The 23,670-nt window shown below is 64.2% G+C and carries 21 protein-coding genes and 1 pseudogene; 10 read left to right on the forward strand and 12 right to left on the reverse strand.

The window, feature by feature from the left end:
• Positions 1 to 44: 44 nt before the first annotated feature.
• The 7 genes from AB4Y32_RS18005 to AB4Y32_RS18035 are packed head-to-tail and all read left to right on the forward strand — an operon-like array spanning position 45 to position 7,822.
• Positions 45 to 686 (forward strand): D-glycero-alpha-D-manno-heptose-1,7-bisphosphate 7-phosphatase, encoded by a 642-nt coding sequence (locus AB4Y32_RS18005; RefSeq protein WP_368722797.1) that lies wholly within the window; start codon positions 45 to 47, stop codon positions 684 to 686.
• Positions 683 to 1,885 (forward strand): lipopolysaccharide heptosyltransferase II, encoded by a 1,203-nt coding sequence (gene waaF, locus AB4Y32_RS18010; RefSeq protein WP_368722637.1) that lies wholly within the window; start codon positions 683 to 685, stop codon positions 1,883 to 1,885. The genes AB4Y32_RS18005 and waaF overlap by 4 nt, the downstream gene beginning before the upstream one ends.
• A gap of 5 nt (positions 1,886 to 1,890) precedes the next feature.
• A complete protein-coding gene (locus AB4Y32_RS18015) occupies positions 1,891 to 3,657 on the forward strand; it encodes a carbamoyltransferase (RefSeq protein ID WP_368722638.1) in 1,767 nt (588 codons plus the stop codon).
• Positions 3,654 to 4,712, forward strand: a complete 1,059-nt coding sequence (locus tag AB4Y32_RS18020; RefSeq protein ID WP_368722639.1) for a glycosyltransferase family 2 protein — start codon at positions 3,654 to 3,656, stop codon at positions 4,710 to 4,712. The genes AB4Y32_RS18015 and AB4Y32_RS18020 overlap by 4 nt, the downstream gene beginning before the upstream one ends.
• Entirely contained in the window at positions 4,709 to 5,848 is a 1,140-nt protein-coding gene (locus AB4Y32_RS18025) for a glycosyltransferase family 9 protein (protein ID WP_439899805.1), read from the forward strand. The genes AB4Y32_RS18020 and AB4Y32_RS18025 overlap by 4 nt, the downstream gene beginning before the upstream one ends.
• Complete coding sequence (locus AB4Y32_RS18030) at positions 5,838 to 6,794, forward strand: glycosyltransferase family 4 protein (protein ID WP_368722640.1); 957 nt, start codon at positions 5,838 to 5,840, stop codon at positions 6,792 to 6,794. The genes AB4Y32_RS18025 and AB4Y32_RS18030 overlap by 11 nt, the downstream gene beginning before the upstream one ends.
• Positions 6,795 to 6,808: 14 nt before the next feature.
• On the forward strand, positions 6,809 to 7,822 hold the full coding sequence (locus tag AB4Y32_RS18035) for a UDP-glucuronic acid decarboxylase family protein (RefSeq protein ID WP_368722641.1): 1,014 nt from the start codon (positions 6,809 to 6,811) through the stop codon (positions 7,820 to 7,822).
• Positions 7,823 to 7,833: 11 nt separating this feature from the next.
• Here AB4Y32_RS18035 and AB4Y32_RS18040 read toward each other — a convergent pair whose 3' ends face one another.
• The 10 genes from AB4Y32_RS18040 to AB4Y32_RS18085 all read right to left on the reverse strand — a co-directional run bounded on the left by AB4Y32_RS18040 (position 7,834) and on the right by AB4Y32_RS18085 (position 17,998).
• Positions 7,834 to 8,220 (reverse strand): DUF3331 domain-containing protein, encoded by a 387-nt coding sequence (locus tag AB4Y32_RS18040; RefSeq protein ID WP_368722642.1) that lies wholly within the window; start codon positions 8,218 to 8,220, stop codon positions 7,834 to 7,836.
• A 270-nt stretch (positions 8,221 to 8,490) separates the two neighbouring features.
• Entirely contained in the window at positions 8,491 to 9,504 is a 1,014-nt protein-coding gene (locus AB4Y32_RS18045) for a LysR family transcriptional regulator (protein ID WP_368722643.1), read from the reverse strand.
• Positions 9,505 to 9,635: 131 nt separating this feature from the next.
• On the reverse strand, positions 9,636 to 10,046 hold the full coding sequence (locus AB4Y32_RS18050; RefSeq protein WP_368722644.1) for a cupin domain-containing protein: 411 nt from the start codon (positions 10,044 to 10,046) through the stop codon (positions 9,636 to 9,638).
• A 65-nt stretch (positions 10,047 to 10,111) separates the two neighbouring features.
• Positions 10,112 to 10,591 carry a carboxymuconolactone decarboxylase family protein gene (locus AB4Y32_RS18055; RefSeq protein WP_368722645.1) on the reverse strand — a complete coding sequence of 160 codons (480 nt, stop codon included), beginning with the start codon at positions 10,589 to 10,591 and terminating at the stop codon, positions 10,112 to 10,114.
• A gap of 199 nt (positions 10,592 to 10,790) precedes the next feature.
• A complete protein-coding gene (locus tag AB4Y32_RS18060) occupies positions 10,791 to 11,672 on the reverse strand; it encodes an RNA polymerase sigma-70 factor (protein WP_368722646.1) in 882 nt (293 codons plus the stop codon).
• Between the two features lie 261 nt (positions 11,673 to 11,933).
• Positions 11,934 to 12,851 (reverse strand): sterol desaturase family protein, encoded by a 918-nt coding sequence (locus AB4Y32_RS18065; protein ID WP_368722647.1) that lies wholly within the window; start codon positions 12,849 to 12,851, stop codon positions 11,934 to 11,936.
• Between the two features lie 457 nt (positions 12,852 to 13,308).
• Positions 13,309 to 14,346, reverse strand: a complete 1,038-nt coding sequence (locus AB4Y32_RS18070) for a DUF1254 domain-containing protein (protein ID WP_368722648.1) — start codon at positions 14,344 to 14,346, stop codon at positions 13,309 to 13,311.
• 418 nt (positions 14,347 to 14,764) lie between these two features.
• Positions 14,765 to 15,289, reverse strand: a complete 525-nt coding sequence (locus tag AB4Y32_RS18075) for a gamma carbonic anhydrase family protein (protein ID WP_368722649.1) — start codon at positions 15,287 to 15,289, stop codon at positions 14,765 to 14,767.
• A gap of 37 nt (positions 15,290 to 15,326) precedes the next feature.
• Positions 15,327 to 16,109, reverse strand: a complete 783-nt coding sequence (locus AB4Y32_RS18080; protein ID WP_368722650.1) for an SDR family oxidoreductase — start codon at positions 16,107 to 16,109, stop codon at positions 15,327 to 15,329.
• Positions 16,110 to 16,135: 26 nt separating this feature from the next.
• On the reverse strand, positions 16,136 to 17,998 hold the full coding sequence (locus AB4Y32_RS18085) for an acyl-CoA dehydrogenase (protein ID WP_368722799.1): 1,863 nt from the start codon (positions 17,996 to 17,998) through the stop codon (positions 16,136 to 16,138).
• Between the two features lie 472 nt (positions 17,999 to 18,470).
• Between AB4Y32_RS18085 and AB4Y32_RS18090 the strand changes: the two are divergent.
• The 3 genes and pseudogenes from AB4Y32_RS18090 to AB4Y32_RS18100 form a co-directional block, all read left to right on the forward strand.
• Positions 18,471 to 18,644 (forward strand): annotated as a pseudogene (locus tag AB4Y32_RS18090) (DUF1254 domain-containing protein); the annotation flags it as partial.
• A 445-nt stretch (positions 18,645 to 19,089) separates the two neighbouring features.
• The gene (locus AB4Y32_RS18095; RefSeq protein ID WP_368722651.1) at positions 19,090 to 19,398 is read left to right on the forward strand and encodes a DUF1214 domain-containing protein; all 309 of its coding nucleotides are present in this window, start codon (positions 19,090 to 19,092) and stop codon (positions 19,396 to 19,398) included.
• Between the two features lie 17 nt (positions 19,399 to 19,415).
• Positions 19,416 to 20,855 (forward strand): DUF1254 domain-containing protein, encoded by a 1,440-nt coding sequence (locus AB4Y32_RS18100; RefSeq protein WP_368722652.1) that lies wholly within the window; start codon positions 19,416 to 19,418, stop codon positions 20,853 to 20,855.
• Between the two features lie 150 nt (positions 20,856 to 21,005).
• Here the strand turns inward: AB4Y32_RS18100 and AB4Y32_RS18105 are convergent, their stop codons facing one another.
• Positions 21,006 to 22,127, reverse strand: coding sequence for an ornithine cyclodeaminase family protein (locus tag AB4Y32_RS18105; RefSeq protein WP_368722653.1), 1,122 nt, complete (start codon positions 22,125 to 22,127; stop codon positions 21,006 to 21,008).
• Positions 22,128 to 22,152: 25 nt separating this feature from the next.
• Complete coding sequence (gene tcuA / locus AB4Y32_RS18110) at positions 22,153 to 23,652, reverse strand: FAD-dependent tricarballylate dehydrogenase TcuA (protein WP_368722654.1); 1,500 nt, start codon at positions 23,650 to 23,652, stop codon at positions 22,153 to 22,155.
• Positions 23,653 to 23,670: the final 18 nt, after the last annotated feature.

Here is a 23,670-nt window from a genome sequence, read left to right on the forward strand (position 1 = left end):
CGCACGCCGAGTCACATCCAATGTTCGATCCAGCCGAGGTTGCCATGCTCACGCCCTCCGTCACGCCCGCCGATACGCTTCATCAGTCGGCCGTCTTTATCGACAAGGACGGCACACTGCTCGAGGACGTGCCGTACAACGTCGATCCGCAGCACATGCGTTTCGCGCCCGGCGCATACGAAGCGCTGTGCGCGCTCGCGTGCTGTCCATTCAGGCTGTTCGTCATCAGCAATCAAAGCGGGGTCGCGCTCGGGCGCTTCGATATCACCGCGCTGGATGCCGTCGAAGCGAAGCTGCGCGACATGTTCGCGTCGTGCGGCGCGACGCTCGACGGCGTGTACTGGTGTCCGCATCATCCCGAAGGCAGCGTGCCGACCTATGCGCAGTCATGCGACTGCCGCAAGCCCGCACCGGGCATGCTGTTGCGGGCGGCCCGCGAGCACGGCATCGACCTGGTCACGTCGTGGTTCGTCGGCGACATACTCGATGACGTCGAGGCGGGTAACGTGGCGGGATGCAAGACGATACTGCTCGACAACGGGCACGAGACGGTATGGCGCCGCACGCAAACGCGCATACCGACCGCCTATGCGCGCGACCTCCATCGTGCGGCGCTGATGATCCTGCACTACCAGGAAAAATGCAGCGCGGGCGCATCCGGTCTGTCCGGCCAGGCGGCACAATGAAGAGCCTCGCGCTGCTCCCACCGCCCGGCGCGGCGCATGCACCCGTCGCGGCATCGCGCGCGCTCGCGCCGTGGGGCGACGACGTCAAGCGCATTCTCTGCGTGCGCACGGACAATCTGGGCGACGTGCTGATGACGACGCCCGCCTTTCACGCGTTGCGCGACGCGTGCCCCGGACGTCACCTGACGATGCTGGCTTCGACGGCCGGCGCAACTCTTGCGCCCTTCCTGCCCGATATCGACGATGTGATCCACTATGAGGCGCCGTGGTCGCGCTCACGTCCTCCGCGCTCGCATCCCGCCGATCTGGCAATACGTGCGCTGCTCGAAGAACGACGTTTCGACGCCGCCGTGATCTTTACCGTCTACAGCCAGAACCCCTTGCCCGCCGCAACGCTGTGCTATCTCGCGGGCATTCCGCACCGGCTCGCGCGCTGCCGCGAGAATCCCTATGCGCTGCTCGACGACTGGGTGCGTGAGACGGAACCCGAACAAGGCACGCAGCACGAAGTCGAGCGGCAACTGACGCTCGTGCGGGCCGTTGGTGCGAGCACGAACGACACGCGCATGCGCATGCGCATGCGCGAACTCGATCGCAAGACGCTTGCCGCGACGCTCGCCCGGCGGCATATCGATGCCGAGATTCCCTTCATCGTCATCCATCCTGGTGCGAGCGCCGAGTCGCGCCGCTATCCGGCCGAACGCTTCGGCGCGGCTGCCGCGCAGCTCGTTCTCGCAACGGGGATGAACGTGCTGATCACGGGCAACCAGAGCGAAGCGCCGCTGATACGAGCGGCGATCGATGCAGCAGGCCCGTCCGCGCGGCCGTTCATGCACGATCTGACGGACGCGTTCGACCTCGGCGCATTCGCCGCGCTGATCGAAAGAGCGACGGTCGTGGTGTCGAACAACAGCGGGCCCGTTCATATCGCTTGCGCACTCGGCACGCCCGTCGTCGATCTGTATGCGCTGACCAATCCGCAGCACGGGCCGTGGCAAACGCCGCATCGCGTGCTGTTCAACGATGTCGAATGCCGCTGGTGTTATCGCAGCGTCTGCCCTCAGGGACATCATGCGTGCCTGCGCGGCATCCCGCCCGCCGACGTCGCAAAGGCCGCGCTCGATCTGCTCGACGAAACAGGCGAGCCCGCATCGGGCGCGCAACCGGCATCCAATGCAATCGCAACTCATACGGGATGACGTTCATGTACACACTGGGAATCAATGCCGTCTATCACGACAGCGCCGCCGTGCTCGTCCGCGATGGCGTCGTGCTGGCCGCCGCCGAAGACGAGCGGTTCACGCACGTCAAGCACGCGAAACGGCCCGTGCCTTTCTCGACGTGGCAACTGCCGTTCGATGCGATCGACTACTGTCTCGAGACCGCCGGCATCACGTTGAAGGACGTCGGCCATGTCGCGTACTCCTACGATCCCGCGCTGTTCGCGGGCATGCCGAAGGAGCCGCAAGCGACGATCGCGCTTCCGTTCGATCCCGCGCAATCCAGGATCGCAAACCCGTCGGAGTCGCCGTGGGACCCGCTCTTTCTGAGCTATATCGCGAATGCGAAAGAGCAACTGCTGGACGGCGCGCCACATCATCTTTCGAAGCGATTCAAAGGCGTCGATCGCAACGACTGTTTCGAGTGGCACTTCGTCGATCATCATCTCGCGCATGAAGCGAGCGCCTTTCTCGCGAGCCCGTTCGACGATACCGCCGTTCTCACGATGGACGGTCGCGGTGAAGGCGTGACGACCAGCATGGGGCAGTTCGTCGGCGGCAGGTACACGCGGCTGCGTCAGGTCGAGTTGCCGCATTCGCTGGGGCTGCTCTACGAAGCCGTGACGGCATGGCTTGGCTTTCTGCACTCGTCCGACGAGTACAAGGTGATGGCGCTCGCCTCGTATGGCAAGCCCGTCTATGTCGATCAGTTCCGTGCGATCGTCAAGGTGAGACAGGACGGCACGTATACCGTCGATGCGCCGCGTCTCGTCGAACGATTCGGCGCACCGCGCGAACGGGGCGGCCCGCTGGAGCAACGGCACTTCGACATCGCGCATTCGCTGCAATGCGTGCTGGAGGAAACGGTATTGCATCTCGCGCGCTGGCTGCGTCGGCAGACGGGTCTGACGCGGCTGTGCATGGCGGGCGGCGTCGCGCTCAATTGCGTGATGAACTCGAAGATCCGCGACCAGGGGCCATTCGACGAAGTATGGGTTCAGCCCGCCGCCGGCGACGCTGGCACCGCGCTCGGCGCCGCGCTATGGACCGACTATCGCGAGCGTGGCGACAACACGCGCCATTGGACGATGGACCACGCGTATCTCGGTCCCGATTACGCGGACGATGAAATCGAGCGCTTCCTGAAGTGGTCGAAGATACCTTATCGTCGCGCGAAAGATGTCGTGAACGAAGCCGCCGACATGCTCGCCTGCAACAAGGTGATCGGCTGGTATCAGGGCCGCACGGAGTTCGGGCCGCGCGCGCTGGGTGCCCGCTCGATTCTCGCGTCGCCGGTCGATCCCCGCATGCAGGCAAGGCTCAACGAGATCAAGGACCGCGAAGATTTCCGGCCCGTCGCACCCGTCGTGATGGAAGAGCACGCGGCGCAATGGTTCGTCGGCGGGCAGCGCGCGCCCTTCATGCTGTTCGTGTTCGATGTTCGCGAAGAACAGGCGTTGCGCATTCCGGCCGTGCGGCATGTCGACGGCACCGCGCGCGTGCAGACGGTGAACCGCGCGCAGCACGCGCTCTACTACGATCTGCTCGACGCGTTCCGGCAGCGTACGGGCGTGCCCGTGCTGGTCAATACGTCGTTCAATACGCGCGGCGAGCCGATGGTCAACTCGCCGCGCGATGCCATCGAATCGTTCTGGACGTCCCCTCTCGACGCCCTCGTGATCGGGCCATTCATCATCGAAAAAGTCGGTTCGGCGCGCTCGGGCGCAACGCATGCGGAGTCCACTGCATGAATGCGCGCCGCTTCGATGCTTTGGGCCATGGCTGCGCGCGGCATGACGCCGGGGCCGACGCGACAGGCGCCGACTGCGCGCAATGCGACGTCTCGGTGGTCGTGCCCACTTACAGGCGGCCGGCGCCGCTCATAGTCTGTCTGAACGCGCTGGCCGCGCAGGACTTCGGCGCGCATCGCTATGAAATCATCGTGTGCGACGACGGCCCCGACGACGCGACGCAACTGGCGGTGCAGCGCTTCGCGGACCAGGTGTCGGCGCGCGGGCTCACGGTCCGCTACGTGCCCGTGAGGGCGACGCAAGGGCCAGCCGGGGCACGCAACGCGGGCTGGCGCGCGGCCCGCTCGCCGTTGATCGCCTTCACCGACGACGATACGATTCCCGATCCGCACTGGCTCACGGCGGGCGCCGCCGCGCTCGCCACGGGCGCCGACGCTGCATCGGGCACGATCGCCGTGCCGTTGCCCGACGCGCCCAGCGATTACGAACTCGACGCGAGCGGCCTCTCGCGCGCCGAATTCGCCACCGCCAATGCGTTCGTGCGCCGCTCGCGGCTCGCCGCAATGGGCGGCTTCGACGAACGGTTCACATCGGCATGGCGCGAGGACTCCGATTTGCAGTTCGCCGTGCTGCAGGCGGGCGGCCGCATCGTGCGCGCGTACGATGCCGTCGTCGTGCATCCCGTGCGTCCCGCGCGCTGGGGCGTGAGCCTTGCGCAGCAGAAGAAGAGCCAGTTCGAAGCGCTGCTGTTTCGCAAGCATCCCGCTCTGTACCGGCAGCGAATCGATGCAGGGCCGCCGCACCTCTATTACGCGATCGTCGCGAGCATGCTGTGCGCGTGCGTCGCCGCACTCGCGGGGCACCGGCTGCCCGCCGCAGCCGCGCTGATCTTATGGGCGCTGCTGACCGCGACCTTCTGCGCCGCGCGTCTGCGCCACACGCGACGCGACCTTCCGCATATCGCCGAAATGGCATGGACGTCGATGCTCATTCCGTTTCTTTCGATCTACTGGCGTCTGCGCGGCGCGATCCGTTACAAGGTGTTCTTCCTGTGAGTTCCTTTATCGATCGACTCGCCCCGCAACGCATCGCGATCTTTCGCGCGCTGCAACTCGGCGACATGCTGTGCAGCGTGCCCGCGTTGCGCGCGCTGCGACGCGCGGCGCCGCATGCGCATATCGCGCTGATCGGTTTGCCGTGGGCCCGGGTGTTCGTCGACCGATACCCTGCGCTGCTCGACGAACTGATCGTGTTTCCTGGCGCAAGCGGATTTCCCGAGCAGCACGAAGACGATAGCGCGCTGCCCGCGTTCATCGACGCGATGCGGCAGCGCGCATTCGATCTCGCGATCCAGCTGCACGGCAGCGGCGGCATCGCGAACGACATCGTGTGCCGCTTCGGCGCGCGCGCGTATGCGGGCTTCGTGCAACCCGGCGAGATCGCGCGCTCCGGCTGCTTCATCGAATGGCCGGACGTGTCGCCGGAGCCGCATCGCTATCTCGCGCTGACGAATGCAATGGGCGCGCCGCGCGAGAGCGATGCGCTCTCGTTCGACCTGACCGCGCAGGACGAAGCCGCGTATGCGTCGCTCGCCGCCGCGCACGGCATCGAGGCGTATCGGCTCGTGCTGATTCACCCGGGCGCGCAATTGCCGTCGCGCCGCTGGCCCGCCGCGCGCTTCGCGCAAGTCGCCGATGCGCTCGCCGCCGGCGGCTGGCAGATCGCCGTGACGGGCACGGATGCGGAAGCGGAACTGACGGCCACCGTGCTCGGGTTGATGGCCGCGCCCGCACTGCATCTGGCGGGCTCGACTTCGCTCGGCTCGCTGGCGGCGCTGGTCGATCGTGCGAGGCTCGTCGTCTGCAACGATACGGGTATGTCGCACATCGCGGCCGCGATGCGCACGCCGAGCATCGTCGTCGCGTCGGGCAGCGACACGCGCCGCTGGGCGCCCCTCGATCGCGAACGGCACCGCGTGCTCGCGGATTATCCGGCTTGCCGTCCGTGCGCGTTCCGCGTGTGTCCTTATGGGCACGAATGCGCTTTGAACATCGCCGTGCCGGAGGTCGTGCAGGCGGCGCGCGACATGCTCGCGTGCGATTGCAATGCAAGCCCGGCCGCGCCGTGCACGTTGCACGCGGCCGATGCTTCCGTTCTGTCTGCCAGCGAGGAGGTGCGCCATGTTGCGTAGCGGTCGCCGGCTGCGCGTGCTGACCTGGCATGTGCACGGCAACTACCTGTACTACCTGACCCAGGCGCCGCACGATTTCTATCTCGTCACCAGGCCCGGCAATCCGCCCGGCTATGCGGGCGCGAATGGCACGCTGCCGTGGGGCGAAAACGTGCATGAGGTGAGCATCGCCGAAGTGGCGTCGACGGATTTCGATGTCGTGCTGTATCAGCATCGCCAGCATTGGGACCATGACCGCGAGCATGTACTGTCCGATGCGCAGCGCCGCTTGCCGCGCATCTATGTCGAGCATGATCCTCCGATGGAGAACCCTTATCAGCAATGGCACTGGGTCGACGATCCCGAGACGCTGCTCGTGCACGTCACGCACTTCAATCAGCTGATGTGGGATTGCGGCGTGACGCCCTCGCGCGTCATCGAGCACGGCGTGGTCGTGCCCGAAGGCGTGCGGTATAGCGGCGAGCGCGAATGCGGCATCGTCGTCGTCAATCATCTTGCGCAGCGCGGACGGCGCCTCGGCAGTGATGTATTCGCGCAGATGCGTTCGCGCGTGCCGCTCGATCTCGTCGGCATGGATGCGCAAAGCTGCGGCGGCATTGGCGAGATTTCGAATCTCGAACTTGCCGCGTTCATCGCCCGATACCGCTTCTTTTTCAACCCGATCCGCTGGACGAGCCTCGGGCTCGCGATCGTCGAAGCGATGACGATCGGCATGCCGATCGTCGGTCTTGCGACGACGGAGTTGTCGACGGTGATCCGCAACGGCGAGAACGGTTTCATCGACACCAGCACGGACGCGCTCGCCGATGCGATGCACACGCTGATACGCGATCCGGCGCTCGCGCGCTCGCTGGGCGACAACGCGCGGCGCACGGCGCTCGAACGTTTTCATATCGACCGTTTCGTGCAGGACTGGCACGACACGCTAACGCAGGTCACGGCCTGACAGAGAGCACGACGATGAAAGAGATATCGCGCAAACGCATTCTCGTGACGGGCGGCGCCGGGTTTCTCGGCTCGCATCTGTGCGAGCGGCTCGTCGCGCAAGGCCACGACGTGCTGTGCGTCGACAACTTCTATACGGGCACGAAGGACAATATCGCGCATCTGCTCGACTGCGCGAATTTCGAACTGATGCGTCACGATGTGACATTTCCGCTGTACGTGGAAGTCGATGAAATCTATAACCTTGCGTGCGCCGCTTCACCCATTCACTATCAGCATGATCCCGTGCAGACCACCAAGACCAGCGTGCACGGCGCGATCAATATGCTGGGGCTTGCGAAGCGCGTGAAGGCGAAGATCTTCCAGGCGTCGACGAGCGAGATTTATGGCGATGCGCGCGTGCATCCGCAAACGGAGGACTACTGGGGCCACGTGAATCCCATCGGCCCGCGTTCGTGCTACGACGAAGGCAAGCGCTGCGCGGAGACGCTCTTCATGGATTATCGGCGCCAGCATCGGCTCGATATCCGCATCGCGCGAATCTTCAACACGTATGGACCGCGCATGCATCCCGCCGATGGACGCGTGGTGTCGAACTTCGCGACCCAGGCGTTGAGCGGTGAGCCGCTGACGGTGTACGGCGATGGTTCGCAAACGCGCTCGTTCTGCTTCGTCGACGATATGATCGACGCGTTCATCCGGCTGATGAACCTGGCCGAAGATCCCAACGGCCCCGTCAATCTGGGAAATCCGCATGAGGTGTCGATGCTGGAGATCGCGCAACGCATCGTCGAGATGACGGGTTCGTCGTCGGTCATCGAGTTTGGCCCGCTGCCTGTAGACGATCCGTGGCATCGGCAACCGGACATCGGCCGTGCAAGACAATTGCTGGCGTGGGAGCCGCATACATCGCTGGACGAAGGGCTCGACGCGACACTCCGCTATTTTTCGGCGCTGATTCGCGCGACGCCGCGCACGCGTGACGCTACATGTCATGCTGGAGCGAAGGCGTCGATGTTGCAGCCGTAGCATCCGCGCGGTCAGCGTCCGTCCGAGGATGGGACGTGCCATTCCCTCTGCAGCGTGGCCGCGAGAATCATGTCCAGCGCGTTCAATGGCTTCGCGCCCACGCGCACGAGCGGCCGGAATACGGGGTCGCCGCGCCGCACGGGCGCGCCCGTCAGACCGCAGACTCCGGACGTGCGCGCAAAGCCTGCCCGCCACATCTGATCCTGATACCGGCCGAACGTCGAGTCGCTCCACGACACCAGTATCGTCGACGTGGTCTGCCGCTCGATGCGATCGATCGACGATGCATTTGCAACAGGGGACCGTGCCGGACGACAGAGTTCGCGCGACTCTCGCATATCGGGAGCCTGCCCGTGCAACCAGTCGACGATCTGAGACCACGGATCACTGCCGTTCATGTTCGACTCCTTGGCTGATGCACACGCGCGGCGTTACGCTTCGTCAGCGTCATCCGCCCGCGCGAGCACGACGAGAGCTTGTGCGCGGCCTCGAAGCCGCTCCCGCGTGCAAAGCGCGAATTGCGCGCAGTCCGTACGTGAAGCATCGTAGGCCTGCGCGCCGCCCGGCAGAAGAGCCGCAGAAGCATCCATCGTGTTGCGTCATCGGCACCAATCGGCACCAATCGGAAGCAATCGGAACGTCGAGGAAGATCGACGTTCGGCGCGCCGTCAATCGACCGCGGATTCGATTTCGGGCATCTCGTGCGTCGTGGCCAGATACTGCAAATCGAGCGCTCTCGTGTGCTCGGTCATGTAGTCGACGAACACGCGGATTCGGGCGGGAAGATGCTTGCGGCTCAGATAGCAGATGTAATGGCCGCCGTCGTCGGGCGCGTATTGCGGCAGACAGCACAGCAACCGGCCCCGCTTGAGCAGATCGCACACCTGATACGCCGGCAATTGCGCGATACCCTCGCCGTCGAGCACGGCCTGCAAGATCAGATCGGCGTCGTTGAACGTGTGCTGCGCGGCCGGCTGGCGCCGCTGCGGCAGGCCGTCGACCTTGAATTCCCATTCCCTGATGCGGCCCGACGTCATGCGGAAGTTGATGCAGTCGTGAGCGGCGAGTTCGTCGATATCGCGCGGCAAGCCGTAGACCTGCGCATACGCGGGCGATGCGCAGACGATCATTTGCATCGGTATCAGCTGGCGCGCGACGATCTCGCTGTCTTCCATGCGTCCGTCGCGAAACGACACATCGATGCGGTCGGCCGTGAAGTCAGTGGGACGGTCGTTCAGCAGCAGTTCCAGCGCGATGTCGGGGTAGCGCGCGCGAAAACCGCGCAACAACGGCGCGACGATCTTGCGGCCGAAGCCAGGTGTCGAGCAGACGCGCAAACGGCCGCGTGGCGGTCCGTTGCGCAGCTCGCGCATGTCTTCCAGCGCCTGCGCGATACGCTCGACGCCCGGCTGACATTTCTCGTAGAACAGTTCGCCCTCGCGCGTCAGCGACGTGCTGCGCGTCGTGCGAAAAAAGAGCCGCGCATCGAGCTGGGATTCGAGCTTCTGCACGTTGCGGCTGACGGAAGAACGGCCGATGCCGAGGCGATCGCCCGCGCGGGCGAAGCTGCCTTCGTTGGCAACGGCCAGAAAGGAAACAACGCCGGCGTAACTGGTCGCAAAGCTGCTGGCGATCGGGTCGTCGGCGCTCGAGGTCGAACTGCGTGGTGGGTAGTCTGACATGGTGCATAGTCGGTGGGTCGGTATCCGACTAGACGTATGAGCGCCCCCGTTTGTGACAGCGCTTGTGACGCCGCTTGTGAAATTTCACGCAGATTCCTTTCCTCGGCCCGGCTCGCCGCCGACCGCCACGCTCACTTTTCCGGCACGAGAATGGGCGCGCCCTTGTTCTTCAGGAACACCACGAGGAACCTGGCCGGCTGTGTCTGGCTCGCGTTGCGCCCGACCGTGTGAACGTCGTTCGGGCCTTCATAGAAGCTCTGCCCGGGCTTGAGCGTGACTTCCTTTCCACCCTTCACCTGCATCACGATCGACCCTTCCAGCACGTAGATGAACCCGTGTGCGTAATGCCGATGGACGGGATCGACGGAACCGGGCGGATATTCGACCGTGATCATCAGCCCTTCCTTGCCCGGATAGTCATCGAGCGGCTGCGTCATCACGGGTGTGACGATGGCCTCGGGCGCCGCGGCGCGGGCCGCCTGCCCCATCAATGCGCCCGTGACGACGAGCAAGGACATGATGGATCTCTTCGAGCGAAACATGGCACGCTCCTCAAAGACGCGGCCCACGCGCGCGGGCCGAATATAGCGAAACCCGACGGCGCCCCTCAGGCGAGGTTAGCCTTGTCGAGGCCGTATGCCTTGTCCTGCGAACCAGGCACCGTCCTGAACGCGATGTTTGCACGATTCCATCCGTTGATGGCCATCACGTCGTACGTCAGGTCGGACAATTCCTTTTCCGAGAACTGGCCGCGCACGCGCTCGTAGATATCGTCATCGACGCCGTGCTCGGGCAGCTTCGTCAGCACTTCCACCCACGCGAGCGCGGCACGTTCGCGCGGCGAGAAGAGCGTCGACTCGCGCCACGTCGGAAGATGATGGATGCGCAGCTCGCGCTCGCCGTGAATGCGCGCTTCCTTCACGTGCATGTCGAGGCAGAACGCACATCCGTTGATCTGCGACGCGCGGATCGAAACAAGGTCGCGGATCGTCTCTTCGATTGCGCTGTCCTTCAACAGCGTGGTGAATTCGAGGTACTTCTTGAACAGTTCCGGCGATTGTTGAACGTAGTTGATGCGCTGGGTCATGTTGTCTCCTGGTGTCGATCAGAAAAACACCCGCACTTCCAGGGTGCCATGAGCGGCGAGAACCGCATGAAGCCATGGTAGGTGTGCGAGGCGCGCGGCGGTAGACCCGCGATCGGGCTCATGCTGTTGCCTGTGAAGCACCAATCGGCGCATCGGTCATCTGGTACTCACCGCGCGTGCGCGCAGGATGGATCGGCGCTCAGGGATTGCCGTGCGCTGCGACGATGCGCGCCAGCTTGTCGGGATTGCGCTGCACGTGGATGTTGACGATACGCTGGCCGTCCGTTTCGAACGTCTGCGCCGATTCTAGCTTGCCTTCGAAATAGCGCAGCAGCGCCCACTCGCCGTTGAGCATCACGAGTTTCACGCGAAGCTCGCTCTTGTAACGCAGAGACGACGCATAGAAAAGCTGCGCGATGCGCCGGCCGCCCAGCATCGGACGCGGGAAGCTCTGTACCTTGCCGCCGCCGTCGCCGATCAGCGTCGCGTCTTCCGCGAGCAGCGCGTTGATCGACGCGAAGTCGCCGCCCTCGAGCGCCCGCGCGAACGTCTGCAGCAGCCGGCGATGCGTCTCGCGCGGCACGGCCTGGCGCGGGCGTGTGTCGCGCAGTTGCGCTTTGGCGCGGCTCACCAGCTGACGGCACGCCGCCTCCGTTTTGCCGATGATATCGGCGATGTCGACATAGTCCGTGTCGAAGACCTCACGCAGCAGAAACGCCGCGCGCGCTTCCGGCGTCAGCCGTTCGAGCAGCATAAGAAAGGCAACGGAGACATCATCGGCGCGCTCGGTCATTTCTTCGGGCGTCGCGGGCGGCTCCGTCAGCAGCGGCTCGGGCAGCCAGATGCCCGTGTAGTGCTCGCGCTGGATCTTCGCCGCGCGCAGACGGTCGATCGACATTCTCGTCGTGACCGCGACGAGCCAGGCTTCCGCATTGTCGATGCCCTCACGGGCCGCCGAATGCCAGCGCAGCCACACGTCCTGCACGATATCCTCGGCTTCGGCCACGGATCCCAGCATTCGATACGCAATCTTCTGCAAACGCGGGCGAAGCTGGTTAAAGGCATGCGCGTCGTCGTCCATCACGGTTTCCTCTCTTGCACCGAAAAGCCCAAACGCCGCACGAACATCGTGCCGGCAGTCAGATATTGCCATGGGAACTGTTACGACTTGAGCGGTTGAATCAGCCGGGCGCGTGGGCAACGCAACAAGGACGTACCGCGATAGGCATGGCTTTCAGGCCGCGGCGGGGATCTCGCAGGCAGCGTCGAGCGCGCCGCCCTCAAAAGCGACAGGGCGCGTGTCACTTCACGCGCCCTGTCCCGGTGCTGCTTTGTCTTCTGATCAGCCGTTGACCGCTTCGCACTCGCGAGTCGCCGGCTTGCTCTTGCGGCGCAGTTCTTCCGTGGTTTCGCCGCCGCCGTCGGGCAGCCAGCCGGGCGGCTGGATCACGTGGTTGATCGCGATCCACACGCTCTTCGCCTTCACGACGTCCCGGACCAGCGTCGCCCAGTGCTCGAACTCGACGACGAACGGATTGCGCGACGTGGTCGGCGTGACGAGGCCGTAGCGGCAGGGCTCGTCGGCGCGTTCTTCGACGTAGGTGCCGAACAGCCGGTCGAAGACGATCAGCACGCCGCCGTAGTTCGCATCCAGATAGTCCACATTCGACGCATGGTGCACGCGGTGCGAGGACGGCGTATTGAACACGTACTCGAGCCAGCCGAGCTTCGGAATCCACGTCGTGTGCAGCCAGAACTGATACAGCAGGTTGATGGAGAGCGTCATCAGCACGACTTCGGGACGCACGCCGAGCCAGACGAGCGGCACGAAGAACACGGCCGCACCCGACACCTTGCCCGTGATGCCGAGACGGTACGCGGTGGACAGCGTCAACTGGTTCGGCGAATGATGCACGGCGTGCGTGGCCCAGAAGTAGCGCACACGATGCGACGCGCGGTGATACCAGTAGTAGCAGAATTCCTGGCCGACGAAGAGCGCCAGCACCATCAGCGCGCTATTGAGCTCCACCGTGAAGAGGCGATGGTCCCAGGCGAAGGCGAAAACAGGTGCCGCGAGCGAGAGCGGCAGCAGCGCGAGCAGCTTGCGCGCGATCAGATCGATGATCGATAGCCAGACTTCGTGCCATGCAAATGGCGTGGCCGTATTGCGGTATTTGCGGGTGAGCCAGACGGCTTCGACCATCGATACGACGATGACGAAAGCCGTGACGTACAGCGTGAATTTTCCAAGATTTTCCATGACGATGCCATGACGGTGGTGGCGGGAGGTATCGTCTGCGGTGAAGTGGTGGATCAAGTGCATCGCATCCGATATGCGCACTGTAGTGATGGACGCGGTTACAGGCTATGCGGAAGTTATTTCACCGTGTGTCATCGGACGGAGAGGCCTGCGGGACGGGCGTTGCAGGCACTTTTGACATGCACTGGAATGCGCCGGAAAGCAGGTGAATCCGCACACTCCGGCGGCGTTGGATGCCGGGCATCGCCCTGAGCCCGGCAGGTGGAAATTCGCGCGTGGGGGGTGCGCTTCGCGGACAAGCCGGTTGAATCGCCAGCGCGTCCGGGCTTCGGATACAACCGCTGTCGTTCGTCGGATCATTCGGATGTTCGCGGGCAACGGCTGGTGGCGTCCGTTGCCCGGTCAGCGGCGCGCGCTAACGACGCAGCGGGAGCCCTGACGATACGGACCAGCGCGATCACGACATGGGCACGCTCTTCGGGAAGTCCCATTTGCCGTCGAGAACTTCGGGGCGCGGACGATACAGACGTACCGTGTAGTTCCATCCCGGCTCGATCGGCAGGCAGTTTTCGCGCTTGCCGTCGCATCCGCCGAACTGCACGTCGACCGCGCCGTCAGCCGCCTTCTTCGCTACGACGCTATTGATCGTGTAGGCGTTCAACGGATTCGGGTCGATATAGCCCGACGCGTTATAGACCGTGACCGACCAGAAGGCATCCACCGGGACATCGCGTACGTGAAGCTTGTACGAGGCCTTGCCATCGTTCTTCGGCGGCGTGACGGTCAGATAGATCGCATCCTTGTCGGGATTGCCGCCCCAGAGCACGGCTGCCCCGATGAGATGGCGTATCGGCGAAACCTCGCCCTTCTGGCCGAAGGCGCTCCTTCCGTCCGGCACCGTCGAACCCAGGACCCTGAGCGCGTCGCGCACCTTCTTGTGGCTCGCGGGGTCCCAATTGGGCACTTCGAACTGGCCCGCGCTGCGCTGCTCGACCTTGATTCCGTCCTGCAACGCATGAGCCTGCTTGAGATCCTCAGGATTTGCCGGATCGACCAGCGTCCGGACTGCCGCCAGCACGTAGCGCGTACCGATCTTGTCTTTCGTGAGCGTGTACTTGCCCCCGTCGTAGACCACCTGCTGCGCGTAGTGATCTTCGTTGATGACGATCATCGAGCGGAAGCGCTTGCCCGCGTCGGGAAGATCGATGGTGACGGGGCCTGCGTCGAGATCGAATACCGCGGTCGAATACAGCGTGTCGCGATTGACGCGCACGACGATTTGGCGGTTCAACGGAGCAAGTTCGCGAAGATGTCCGAAACGCCCAATGCCGTTCATCTTGACGATCGCGGCGAACTCCATGTCTGACTCGGCACGAACGAAGTTGTCTACGGTCACGGGTACTGTCGGCGTTGACGATCCGGCCGTCTGCGCCGATGCCTGCAAGGCACCGCACACCAGAGTCAGTCCGAGAAACAAGCGCTGTATGGAGAACATCGGAACTCCTGAAACGAGAGAGATGGGTGGACACCCCCGCCGCACACTGCGGGACCAATAAACGGAGGTACGTCAGGTTAGTACGGCCGCCGCGGGGCGGCCCCCTGCCGTTTCGAGGGGTGACAAAGGCGTGCAGATGCGAGGCGGCATCGGACGAGACAGCCCGCCGATCAGGACGGCAACGCAGACGGGACGCCGATGCGCCGGGGCGCGCGGCAATCAACGCCAATCGATCCGGAGATCAATCCGCAATCAACCGTGTCGCGGACAAAAAGAGTCCTTCGTGGATTTTCGGGGAAACGGCGGTTGTCGGAACGGGAGCGCGCCGAAGCAGCGGCGAGGCCTCAATGGCTCTTTGAGGTCGCGTAGACGCTCGAGCAGAAGCTTTGCTGCAATAGCAGCCTGGCCATGGAAATCGCTAGCTGATCCGAGCAAGCGCCGCGCGGTATGCGGCTTGCCCCTCTGCATAGTGCGCTGCACCTTCATGCAGCCGCGCGATATCGTTGTCGGTCAGCGCACGGACAACACGTGCCGGTGCGCCGAGAATGAGCGAACGAGGCGGGAAAACTTTTCCTTCAGTCACGAGCGCACGGGCCCCGACCAGACACTCCCGGCCGATCAAGGCGCCATCGAGCACGACCGCGCCAATGCCAATCAGCGCGCCGTCCTCGATGGTGCAACCATGCAACACGGCTTGATGCCCTATTGTCACGTGCTTGCCGATGATGAGCGGGCACCCGTAATCCGTATGCAGCACGACGCCTTCCTGCACACTGCTGCCCGCTCCGACGACAATAGTGTCGTTATCCCCGCGCAGGACCGCGCCCGGCCACACGCTCGCACGCGCGCCAACCGTGACGTTGCCAATAAGTGTGGCCTCGTGCGCGACGTAGGCATCGACATCGATCACCGGTTGGTGCTTGCCAAGTTGATAGATCGCCATAGGGTCACGGAATCGGAAAGGGGCGATGCAGATCCGCTCACACGGCGCTGATACCACCGTCCACGGCGAGAATCTGCCCCGTAATGTGCTTGCCCGCGTCGCTTGCAAACAGGGCTGCCGCGCCCTTGAGGTCCTCGTGGTCACCGAGGCGTTGCAACGGCACATCTGCGCACATGCTCTCTACGCCAAGCCGGTCGAGCGACCCTTGCGTCATCTTCGAAGGGAAGAAGCCCGGCGCGAGCGCATTGACGGTAATGTTGTACGCTCCCCATTCGCCTGCAAGCGCGCGGGTGAAGTTGACGACAGCGCCCTTCGACGTGTTGTATGCGATCGTCTGCATGGTGCCCGGCGCATTGCCCGAGAGCCCCGCAATTGAAGCGATGTTGATGATGCGGCCGTAGCGGCGCGGAATCATGGATTTCCTGCCGAAGTGCTGCGTGAGCAGAAACAGTCCGCGCACGTTCAGGTTCATGACCTTGTCCCAGGCGTCGAGCGGGTATGCTTCGGCCGGTGCGCCCCAGGTGGCGCCAGCGTTGTTCACGAGAATGTCGACGTGGCCCAGGCGCGAGAGAGCTTCATCGGCGAGGCGGGCGATGTCGCTTTCGCATGCGCCGTCGGCGGCGATCCATTCGGCTTCGACGCCGCGCGCCGCGAGATCCGTCCGCGCAGCCTCCAGTTCGTCCGCCTTGCGCGCGCTGAGCACGAGCCGCGCGCCCAGATCGCCGAGGCACTCGGCGATCTGGAGACCGAGCCCGCGCGAGCCTCCCGTGATGACGGCCGTCTTGCCCGTGAGATCGAACAGTCGTTGTACGTGGTTCATGTTTTCATCGACGAGAGTGAGAGTGATCAGTACCACGCATCGCACATGTCGAGCGTGGTGCGGTCGAGGGACACGAGCAGGTCGAACTGCGCTGCCACACGCGGCAATTCCCAGCGAAAGTACCATCCAGCGGCAGCGAGCTTGCCTCGGTAGAACTCCGCGCGCTCGCCGGGTGCATCTTTGTCGAGCGCGCACTGCGCGACGAGCGCCTGTTCGAGCCAGATCCATGCAAGCGTCACATGGCCGAATGCCTCCAGGTACACCGATGCGTTGGCGAGCGCCAGCGCGCGATCATCGGTCGAGCACAGCACGCCGGTGACTTCTTCGAGACGCGCGATCATCGCGTGAAGGCTTTGCGCCCATTCGGCGAGCGCGGCGTCTTCCGCGGCCGCCGCCCGTGCGATCGTCGCGCGGATACGACCGAGCAGAAGGCGCAGCGCGGCGCCCTCCTGCATCGTGACCTTGCGGCCCAACAGGTCCTGCGCCTGAATGCCGTGCGTGCCCTCGTGGATCGGATTGAGACGGTTGTCGCGCCAGAACTGCTCGACGTTGTACTCGCGCGTGTAGCCATAACCGCCGTGCACCTGGATCGCGAGATTGTTCGCTTCGAGACACCATTGCGACGGCCAGCTCTTGGCGATTGGCGTGAGGATGTCGAGCAGCAGCGTACAGTCGCGTGCCGCGTGTGCGTCGTCGTCCGATTGGGCCGCGCGCGCGTCGTCGACGAGCTTCGCGCAATAGAGATTGAGTGCGAGCGCGCCTTCCACATAGCTCTTTTGAGCGAGCAACATGCGGCGAATATCGGCGTGCTCGATGAGCTTTACTTGCGGGCTGGCGGCGTCTTTTCCGGCTGCGCCCGCGATGCGTCCCTGTGGCCGGTTGCGCGCATAGTCGAGCGCGTGCAGATAACCCGTGTAGCCGAGCGCCGCCGCGCCAAGACCCACGCCGATGCGCGCCTCGTTCATCATGTGGAACATATAGGCGAGTCCCTCGCCGGGTTTGCCGACGAGATACCCGATCGCGCCCGCGCGCCCGCCGGGCGTGTACTTCGTCCCTTCGCCGAAGTTCAGGAGACAATTGGTCGTGCCGCGATAGCCCATCTTGTGATTGAGGCCCGCCAACACCACGTCGTTGTGTTCGCCAGGCGCGCCGTTTTCGTCGGGCAGGTACTTCGGCACGATGAAAAGCGAAATACCCTTGACGCCGGGCGTGATCTTGCCGTCCGCGCCGGGGACCCTGGCGAGAACCAGATGCACGATGTTCCCCGCGAGTTCATGTTCACCGCCCGAGATCCACATCTTGTTTCCTCGCAGGCGGTACTGCGCGCCCAACGAAGACTCTCCCTCGTATTCGGCGCGCGTCGTGATGTCAGAGAGCGACGAACCCGCTTGCGGCTCGGAAAGACACATCGTCCCGAAGAATCGACCCGCCATCTCCGGGCGCACGAACGCGTCGATCTGCGCCGGCGTTCCGTGCGCGAGCAACAGGTTTGCGTTGCCGATGGTCAGGAACGGATAGGCGGCCGTGCCGATATTCGCGGCGAGGAACCAGGCGAAGCACGCCTTTTCGACGACGAGCGGAAGCTGCATGCCGCCGAGATCGTAGTCCTGCCCGGCGGCCATGAGACCAGCGGCGCAGAACGCGTCGAGCGCCGTCTTGACCTCGGGAATCACATGGACGCGCTCGCCGTCGAAGTGCGGTTCGTGCTGGTCGTTCTTCTTGTTGTGCGTGGCGAACAATTCGGTGGCGATCTGTTCGCAGGTATCGAGCGCGGCGTCGAACGTTTCGCGCGAATGGTCGGCGTAGCGCGGCACTTGCGTGAGTTGCCCGACGCCAAGCCATTCGTAGAGCAGGAAATTCAGATCCCGGCGGGAAAGTATCAGCGACATGGCGGCATCCGGTTCAAGGTGTGCTGGATAGAGAATTCGATCGGCACTGACAGCGGCTTCGACTACGTACTTCCACCATGCCGTCGATGGCTGAGGAACATGATAGGGAGCCGCGCCGCCCGTCAGCCCCTCGCCTTTTGAGGGGGTATTGCACGGCATCAATTCCTGCGCGATTTGATCCGTCGTCACGGGCGCCCCCCATGAGGGCAGGGGTGCCCGTCACCCGTGTCCCTCTATGCTCGACGGTAAGGCATGCTGGCACCGCCGCACCGGCCAGCACGCCGAACCCGCCGCGCGCGTGCGTGGCGGAAAAAACGGAGAGGAGATGACAAAACGTTCGAACGTGCTGGGCTCGCTGATGGCCCCCGTCCTCGCATTTGCGCCGCTGGCCTTGTGGGCGCAGACGGACACGCATCCTGCACATGCTTCCAATGCCGTGACGGTGGACAATTTCCCCCGTGCCGAAACGGACATGTACCTGCGCCTTTTCGTGAAACGCGGCGCATTCGGCCGGTTCTATCACTTCCGCGATCTCGCGCCGATCAAGGGCACGGGCGTGCGTCCCAATCGGGACACGCTTTATTCCGAGGCCGTCTTCGACCTCGATGCCGGACCGGTGACGATCTCCATACCGGAGGCAGGCAGGCGCTTCATGTCGATCATGGCCGTCAACGAGGATCACGACGTACTCAGCGTGGGATACGGCGGGGGCGCTTATACCTATACGAAGGCGAAGGCCGGCACACGCTATCTGTTCGTTGCCGTTCGCACACTGGTCGATGTGGCCGATCCTTCCGATGTCGACCGCGCGCACGCACTGCAGGGCGCGATCGCGGTTAGCCAGCCGGGTGGCACCGGCCGCTTTGAGGTGCCCGACTGGGACCCCGTCAGCCAGAAGAAGGTGCGCGACGCGCTGGTGTCGCTCGGCGCGACGCTGCCCGACTTGCGACGTGCGTTCGGTGCGCCCGGGCAGGTTGATCCCGTCCGTCACCCTGATAGGCACGGCGATGGCATGGGGCGGCAATCCCGACAAGGATGCGATCTATCTGAACCTGACGCCCGCGCACAACGACGGCACGACTATCTACCGCATGAACGTAAAGGACGTGCCGGTGGACGGTTTCTGGTCGATCAGCGTCTACGATGCCCACGGCTATTTCGTGCCCAACGCTCTCGATGCCTACACGCTCAACAGCATCACGGCGAAAAAGTCCAGCAACGGCACCATCGCGATCCAGTTCGGCGGCTGCGACGGCAAGGTCCCGAACTGCCTGCCGATTCCTCCGGACTGGAACTACATGGTTCGTTTGTATCGGCCGCACGCTGAGGCGCTCGAGGGCAACTGGTCCTTTCCACAGGCTTATTCCGTTGGCGCGAGCGCGACTGCGACTGCGCCTTAAGGAGCGAACACCAGATCATGAACACCACACCTAAGCTTAATCGCAACGGAATGCGTATTCTGCTCGCGGCAGCCGCATTCGCCATTACTTTGCCCGCGAACGCCGCTGCCTCGTCTCACCCCCAGGAACAGTCGGACCCGGCCACTCAGGGCATTCTCTACCGGCGCGCGGTCGAGGCTGCGATCTGGGGCATGCCGATCGTGAGCGTGGACGCGATGCGCGAGGCCTTCTTCCGCGATGCCCACGCGCACTACAACGACATCGTCTACTGGTCGCGCCCCGCCGACTGGATGAACCAGACGACGACGCCCAATTCGTCGACGCTTTACGTCTACTTCAACTTCAACCTGAAGGACGGCCCTGTCGTATTCGACCTCCCGCCGTCGAACGGGGCAGCGACCTTCGGCAGCCTGCTCGACGCATGGCAGGAGCCGCTCATCGACGTAGGTACGTCCGGACAGGATGCCGGCAAGGGCGCACGCTATCTGCTGCTGCCACCCGGCTTCAGCGGCGAAGTGCCGGCCGGGTATATTCCCGTGCGCAGCTCGACGCTGAACGGCTATGCGATGATCCGCGTGATTCCGAAGACGCTCACCGGCCCGGACCTCGCGTCCGCGGTTGCGTCGATCCGCGAGCAACGGGTTTATCCGCTCGCGCAGGACGCCCATCCACCAGAGCAGCGCCACATCGACATGGCGGGCAAGCTTTTCGACGGCATTGTTCGCTACGACGAGACGTTCTATACGCGGCTCGCGCGGATGGTGAACGAGGAGCCCGTCGCGTCGCGCGATCTCGTGGCAATGAACCAGCTGCGCTCGGTTGGCATCGAAAAGGGCAGGGCATTTGCGCCCAGCGCCGCGACGCAATCCATCCTGCGTGCAGCCGTCGGCGAAGCGCATGAAGAGTTCATCGCTACGATTCGCGACAACCGCAAGCTCTGGTGGCCCGGCGCGCACTGGGGCACCGGTAGCCAGGGCGTGGCGACGAAGACGGGCTTCACGTTCCAGACCGCCGACTATCTCGATGTGGACGAGCGCGGCGCGATCTACTACCTCGCCTATGCGCCACCCGTCAAACTCGGCAAGGCGAGCTTCTATCTGACCGAGTGGCACGACGCCAGCGGCCAGAAGCTGCGAGGCGAGCGAACCTACCGGCTGCGCGTACCGCCAAACGTGCCCGTGCGGCAGTTTTGGGCCGTGACGGTCTACGACGTGAATAGCGCCGGGTTCATCGAGCACTCGCCGCGCGTGAATCTCGATTCGTACGATACCGACGCGCAACGCAATGCCGACGGCTCGATCGATCTCTACTTCGGCTCGAAGCCTCCCTCGGGCAAGGCATCGAACTGGATCTACACCGCACCCGGCAAGGAATGGTTCGCTATTTTCCGCTTCTATGGACCAGAGCCGGCGATTTTCGACCGCAGCTGGGCGCTGGGCGATCCGGTTCGACAGTGAACCAGACCAGGCGGCGATCTCGAAGAAACGTTTGGTTCCGCAGCCTGTCGGCTCGCTACGCGGGGAAGCGTGTCCGTTGCGTGTTGCCCGCCTCTTGCGCCGCGCAATCCCTGGCGAACAAGAACTCGCCCCATCGGCCGATGCCCAACCCTAATTGCGTATCGTCTGGATGAACCACTCGCGCGGCAACGCCACGCCGACGCCCTGTCTGACCGCCTCACGGTACACATGTCCGCCGACGGCCGCGAACTGCACGCCCCAGTTGCCCACCGTGTAGTAAAACGTGATCTGCTCCGCGCTCGTGCGGCCCGCCGCGCGGCCCGTGATCGCATCGCTATAGACGGGCCAGCCGCTCGTATCGACGCGCTCTCCGCGCGAAACGGGCAGCCGTCGCCGTTCGTCGTCGCTGCCGCCGACGAACGCATTCGGGCTTCCCGAAACATGCTGGCTGAAGCGCTCGCTCTCCGACAACGGCAGGCGCTCGCGACCCTGCGCAATCGCGACGTCGAAGCGCCGCGCGACGCTTGCATCGAACTCGCGCGGCGTCAACGCGACCACATGCATCCCCGGTTCGAGCCACGCGGCGTCGAGCACGGGCGACATGCTGTCCGTGCAGGTCGCGACGATATCCGCACCGCGCACCGCATCGCGAGCGCTATCCACGGCTTCGATGTCGATCTGAAACCTGTCCGCCATCGTGCGAGCGAAGCGTCGCCGGTTCTCCTCGCGTCGGCTATACACGCGCACGCGGCGAACTTCGCGCACGCAGCACAGCGCATCGAGAAACGTTTCGGCCATGCCGCCCGAGCCGATCATGCCGACGGTATGCGCGTCTTCGCGCGCGAGCAGACGCGTGCCGAGCCCCGCAGCGCCGCCGACGCGCATATGTTGCAAATGACCATCGTTGATGATCGCGAGCGGTGCACCGTTCTCGGTGCTGAAGAGAATCACGAGCCCGCAGTACGTGCCCGGCTCGATGCAGTACTTCTGCTCGCTGCCCACGCGATACGATCCAGACTGATCGGCTCCATCGTCGCGAGGCCACACCATCACGTCCGACTTCAGCCGCACGGCGAGAATGCCGTCCGTCGCACCATCGACGGAACCGAAACGGTAGTAGCCATCGTCGCGCGCAGTCGGCACATAGGTATCGAAGCGCGGGCGGCCGATCGACGCGCCAGCCGGCAGTCCCGCAAACGCCCGCGCCTGCGCGTCGATGCAGTCGCGCATCGTCAGCAAACGCGCGACGCATTCGTTGTCGAGCAGCAGCATCGAGAAGCGCCCTCCGCTAACGCGTTCAGCGAGCGACGAGGCGCGCCGCGCCTTCGCCCGCCAGCCTGCCGAACACGACGCCCGCAACGAGTCCCGTGCCGCTGCCGTAGTTGTGATAGTAGAGACCGCCGACGATTTCGCCCGCCGCATAGAGCCCTGGAATCGGCGCACCCGAAACGTCGAGCACTTCCGCATCCGTCGACACCTTCAGCCCGCCGAACGTGAACGTCACACCCGTCGTGACACCGTATGCCTCGTAAGGCGGCGTATCGAGCCGGTTCGCCCAGTTGGTCTTGTCGATCGCGAGCCCGCGCGTGCGCAAGCCGTCGTGCACGTTGGGATTGAACGGCACATCGGGACGCTCGGCGGCGTTGTACGCGCGCACCGTGCGCAGAAAGCCTTCCGGGTCGACACCCGTCAGTTTCTGTGCGAGTTCTTCGAGCGTATTGGCCGTCTCCTTCGTGATGCGCGCAATGCGGTATTCGTCGCGCAACAGCTTCACCACTTTCTGATCGAAGATCTGCCATGCGAACAGGCCCGGCTGACGAAGCACTTCGTGGCCGTACTTCGCATACGTGAAGCTGTGAAAGTCGAGCCCTTCGTCGAGGAAGCGCTCGCCCTTCGCGTTCACCAGAATCCCGAACGGATAGTTGTGCTTCTGGAAGCGATCGCCGATCGTCAGGTCGCCATACTCGGGCGCGTTCATGTCCCACTGCACCGCATGCGCGCCCGACCAGTGACCCGTCACGGCCGCGCCGATCTCCATCGCCATCCGATGACCCCAGCCCGTGTTGTAACGCGTGCCTCGCACTTTCGCGAGATCCCAGTTCGGGCCGAGATAGCGCGCGCGCATCTCCGGGTTCGACTCGAAGCCGCCGCACGCGAGCACGACAGCCTTCGCTCGGATTTCGACGGGGCGTCCGCGATACAACGCGCGCACGCCTTCGATACGTCCGTCGCCATACAGGAGCCCTGCCGCCTGCGTCTGATAGACGACGCCGACTTCCGCGCGCTTGAGCGCCTCATGCAGCGTTTCGACGAGATGTGTTCCGCCGCCGAGGATATGGCATGCGAGACCGCCCCAGAAGCGAAACTTGCCTTCGACGCGAAACGCCTGGCGTCCGAGCGCCGGCTGAAAGCGCACGCCATGTCGCTTGAGCCACAACGCCGCTTCGTAGCTGTTGCCGATCAGCACTTCCGTGAGGTCCGGGTCGGCGCGATATTCGGTCAGGCGGCCGACGTCGTCGAAATACTGCTCGCGCGTATAGGTGCCGAAATCGATGTTCGGCAAATCGAGTTCGGCGATGTCGGGCGCGAGTTTCAGCAAATCATCGACCGACTCGTAGACGAAACGGAACGCGCCGCCCGTGAATGCCGAGTTGCCGCCACGCGCATTCTCGGGCGCGCTTTCGAGCATCGCGACGCGGCGCGCGCCGCCTTTGCGCGCTGCCAGTGCCGCATTCGCGGCGGCATTGCCGGCGCCGATCACGAGGACGTCGATATCGTTGAGTTCGTCGAGGGTCATCAGTCAAGTCTCCCGTTG

The sequence above is a fragment of the Paraburkholderia phymatum genome (genome assembly GCF_040965635.1).
Classification (GTDB): domain Bacteria; phylum Pseudomonadota; class Gammaproteobacteria; order Burkholderiales; family Burkholderiaceae; genus Paraburkholderia; species Paraburkholderia phymatum_B.

Bases quoted from the DNA above. Each gene is read 5' to 3' on its own strand.
- AB4Y32_RS18100 (WP_368722652.1), top strand. From the start codon at position 19,416: ATGAACACCACACCTAAGCTTAATCGCAACGGAATGCGTATTCTGCTC.
- AB4Y32_RS18040 (WP_368722642.1), bottom strand. From the start codon at position 8,220: ATGAACGGCAGTGATCCGTGGTCTCAGATCGTCGACTGGTTGCACGGG.
- AB4Y32_RS18075 (WP_368722649.1), bottom strand. From the start codon at position 15,289: ATGGCGATCTATCAACTTGGCAAGCACCAACCGGTGATCGATGTCGAT.
- AB4Y32_RS18030 (WP_368722640.1), top strand. From the start codon at position 5,838: ATGTTGCGTAGCGGTCGCCGGCTGCGCGTGCTGACCTGGCATGTGCAC.
- AB4Y32_RS18035 (WP_368722641.1), top strand. From the start codon at position 6,809: ATGAAAGAGATATCGCGCAAACGCATTCTCGTGACGGGCGGCGCCGGG.
- AB4Y32_RS18055 (WP_368722645.1), bottom strand. From the start codon at position 10,591: ATGACCCAGCGCATCAACTACGTTCAACAATCGCCGGAACTGTTCAAG.
- AB4Y32_RS18060 (WP_368722646.1), bottom strand. From the start codon at position 11,672: ATGGACGACGACGCGCATGCCTTTAACCAGCTTCGCCCGCGTTTGCAG.
- AB4Y32_RS18105 (WP_368722653.1), bottom strand. From the start codon at position 22,127: ATGCTGCTGCTCGACAACGAATGCGTCGCGCGTTTGCTGACGATGCGC.
- AB4Y32_RS18045 (WP_368722643.1), bottom strand. From the start codon at position 9,504: ATGTCAGACTACCCACCACGCAGTTCGACCTCGAGCGCCGACGACCCG.
- AB4Y32_RS18065 (WP_368722647.1), bottom strand. From the start codon at position 12,851: ATGGAAAATCTTGGAAAATTCACGCTGTACGTCACGGCTTTCGTCATC.
- AB4Y32_RS18070 (WP_368722648.1), bottom strand. From the start codon at position 14,346: ATGTTCTCCATACAGCGCTTGTTTCTCGGACTGACTCTGGTGTGCGGT.
- waaF (WP_368722637.1), top strand. From the start codon at position 683: ATGAAGAGCCTCGCGCTGCTCCCACCGCCCGGCGCGGCGCATGCACCC.
- AB4Y32_RS18085 (WP_368722799.1), bottom strand. From the start codon at position 17,998: ATGTCGCTGATACTTTCCCGCCGGGATCTGAATTTCCTGCTCTACGAA.
- AB4Y32_RS18080 (WP_368722650.1), bottom strand. From the start codon at position 16,109: ATGAACCACGTACAACGACTGTTCGATCTCACGGGCAAGACGGCCGTC.
- AB4Y32_RS18020 (WP_368722639.1), top strand. From the start codon at position 3,654: ATGAATGCGCGCCGCTTCGATGCTTTGGGCCATGGCTGCGCGCGGCAT.
- AB4Y32_RS18015 (WP_368722638.1), top strand. From the start codon at position 1,891: ATGTACACACTGGGAATCAATGCCGTCTATCACGACAGCGCCGCCGTG.
- tcuA (WP_368722654.1), bottom strand. From the start codon at position 23,652: ATGACCCTCGACGAACTCAACGATATCGACGTCCTCGTGATCGGCGCC.
- AB4Y32_RS18050 (WP_368722644.1), bottom strand. From the start codon at position 10,046: ATGTTTCGCTCGAAGAGATCCATCATGTCCTTGCTCGTCGTCACGGGC.
- AB4Y32_RS18005 (WP_368722797.1), top strand. From the start codon at position 45: ATGCTCACGCCCTCCGTCACGCCCGCCGATACGCTTCATCAGTCGGCC.
- AB4Y32_RS18095 (WP_368722651.1), top strand. From the start codon at position 19,090: ATGAACGTAAAGGACGTGCCGGTGGACGGTTTCTGGTCGATCAGCGTC.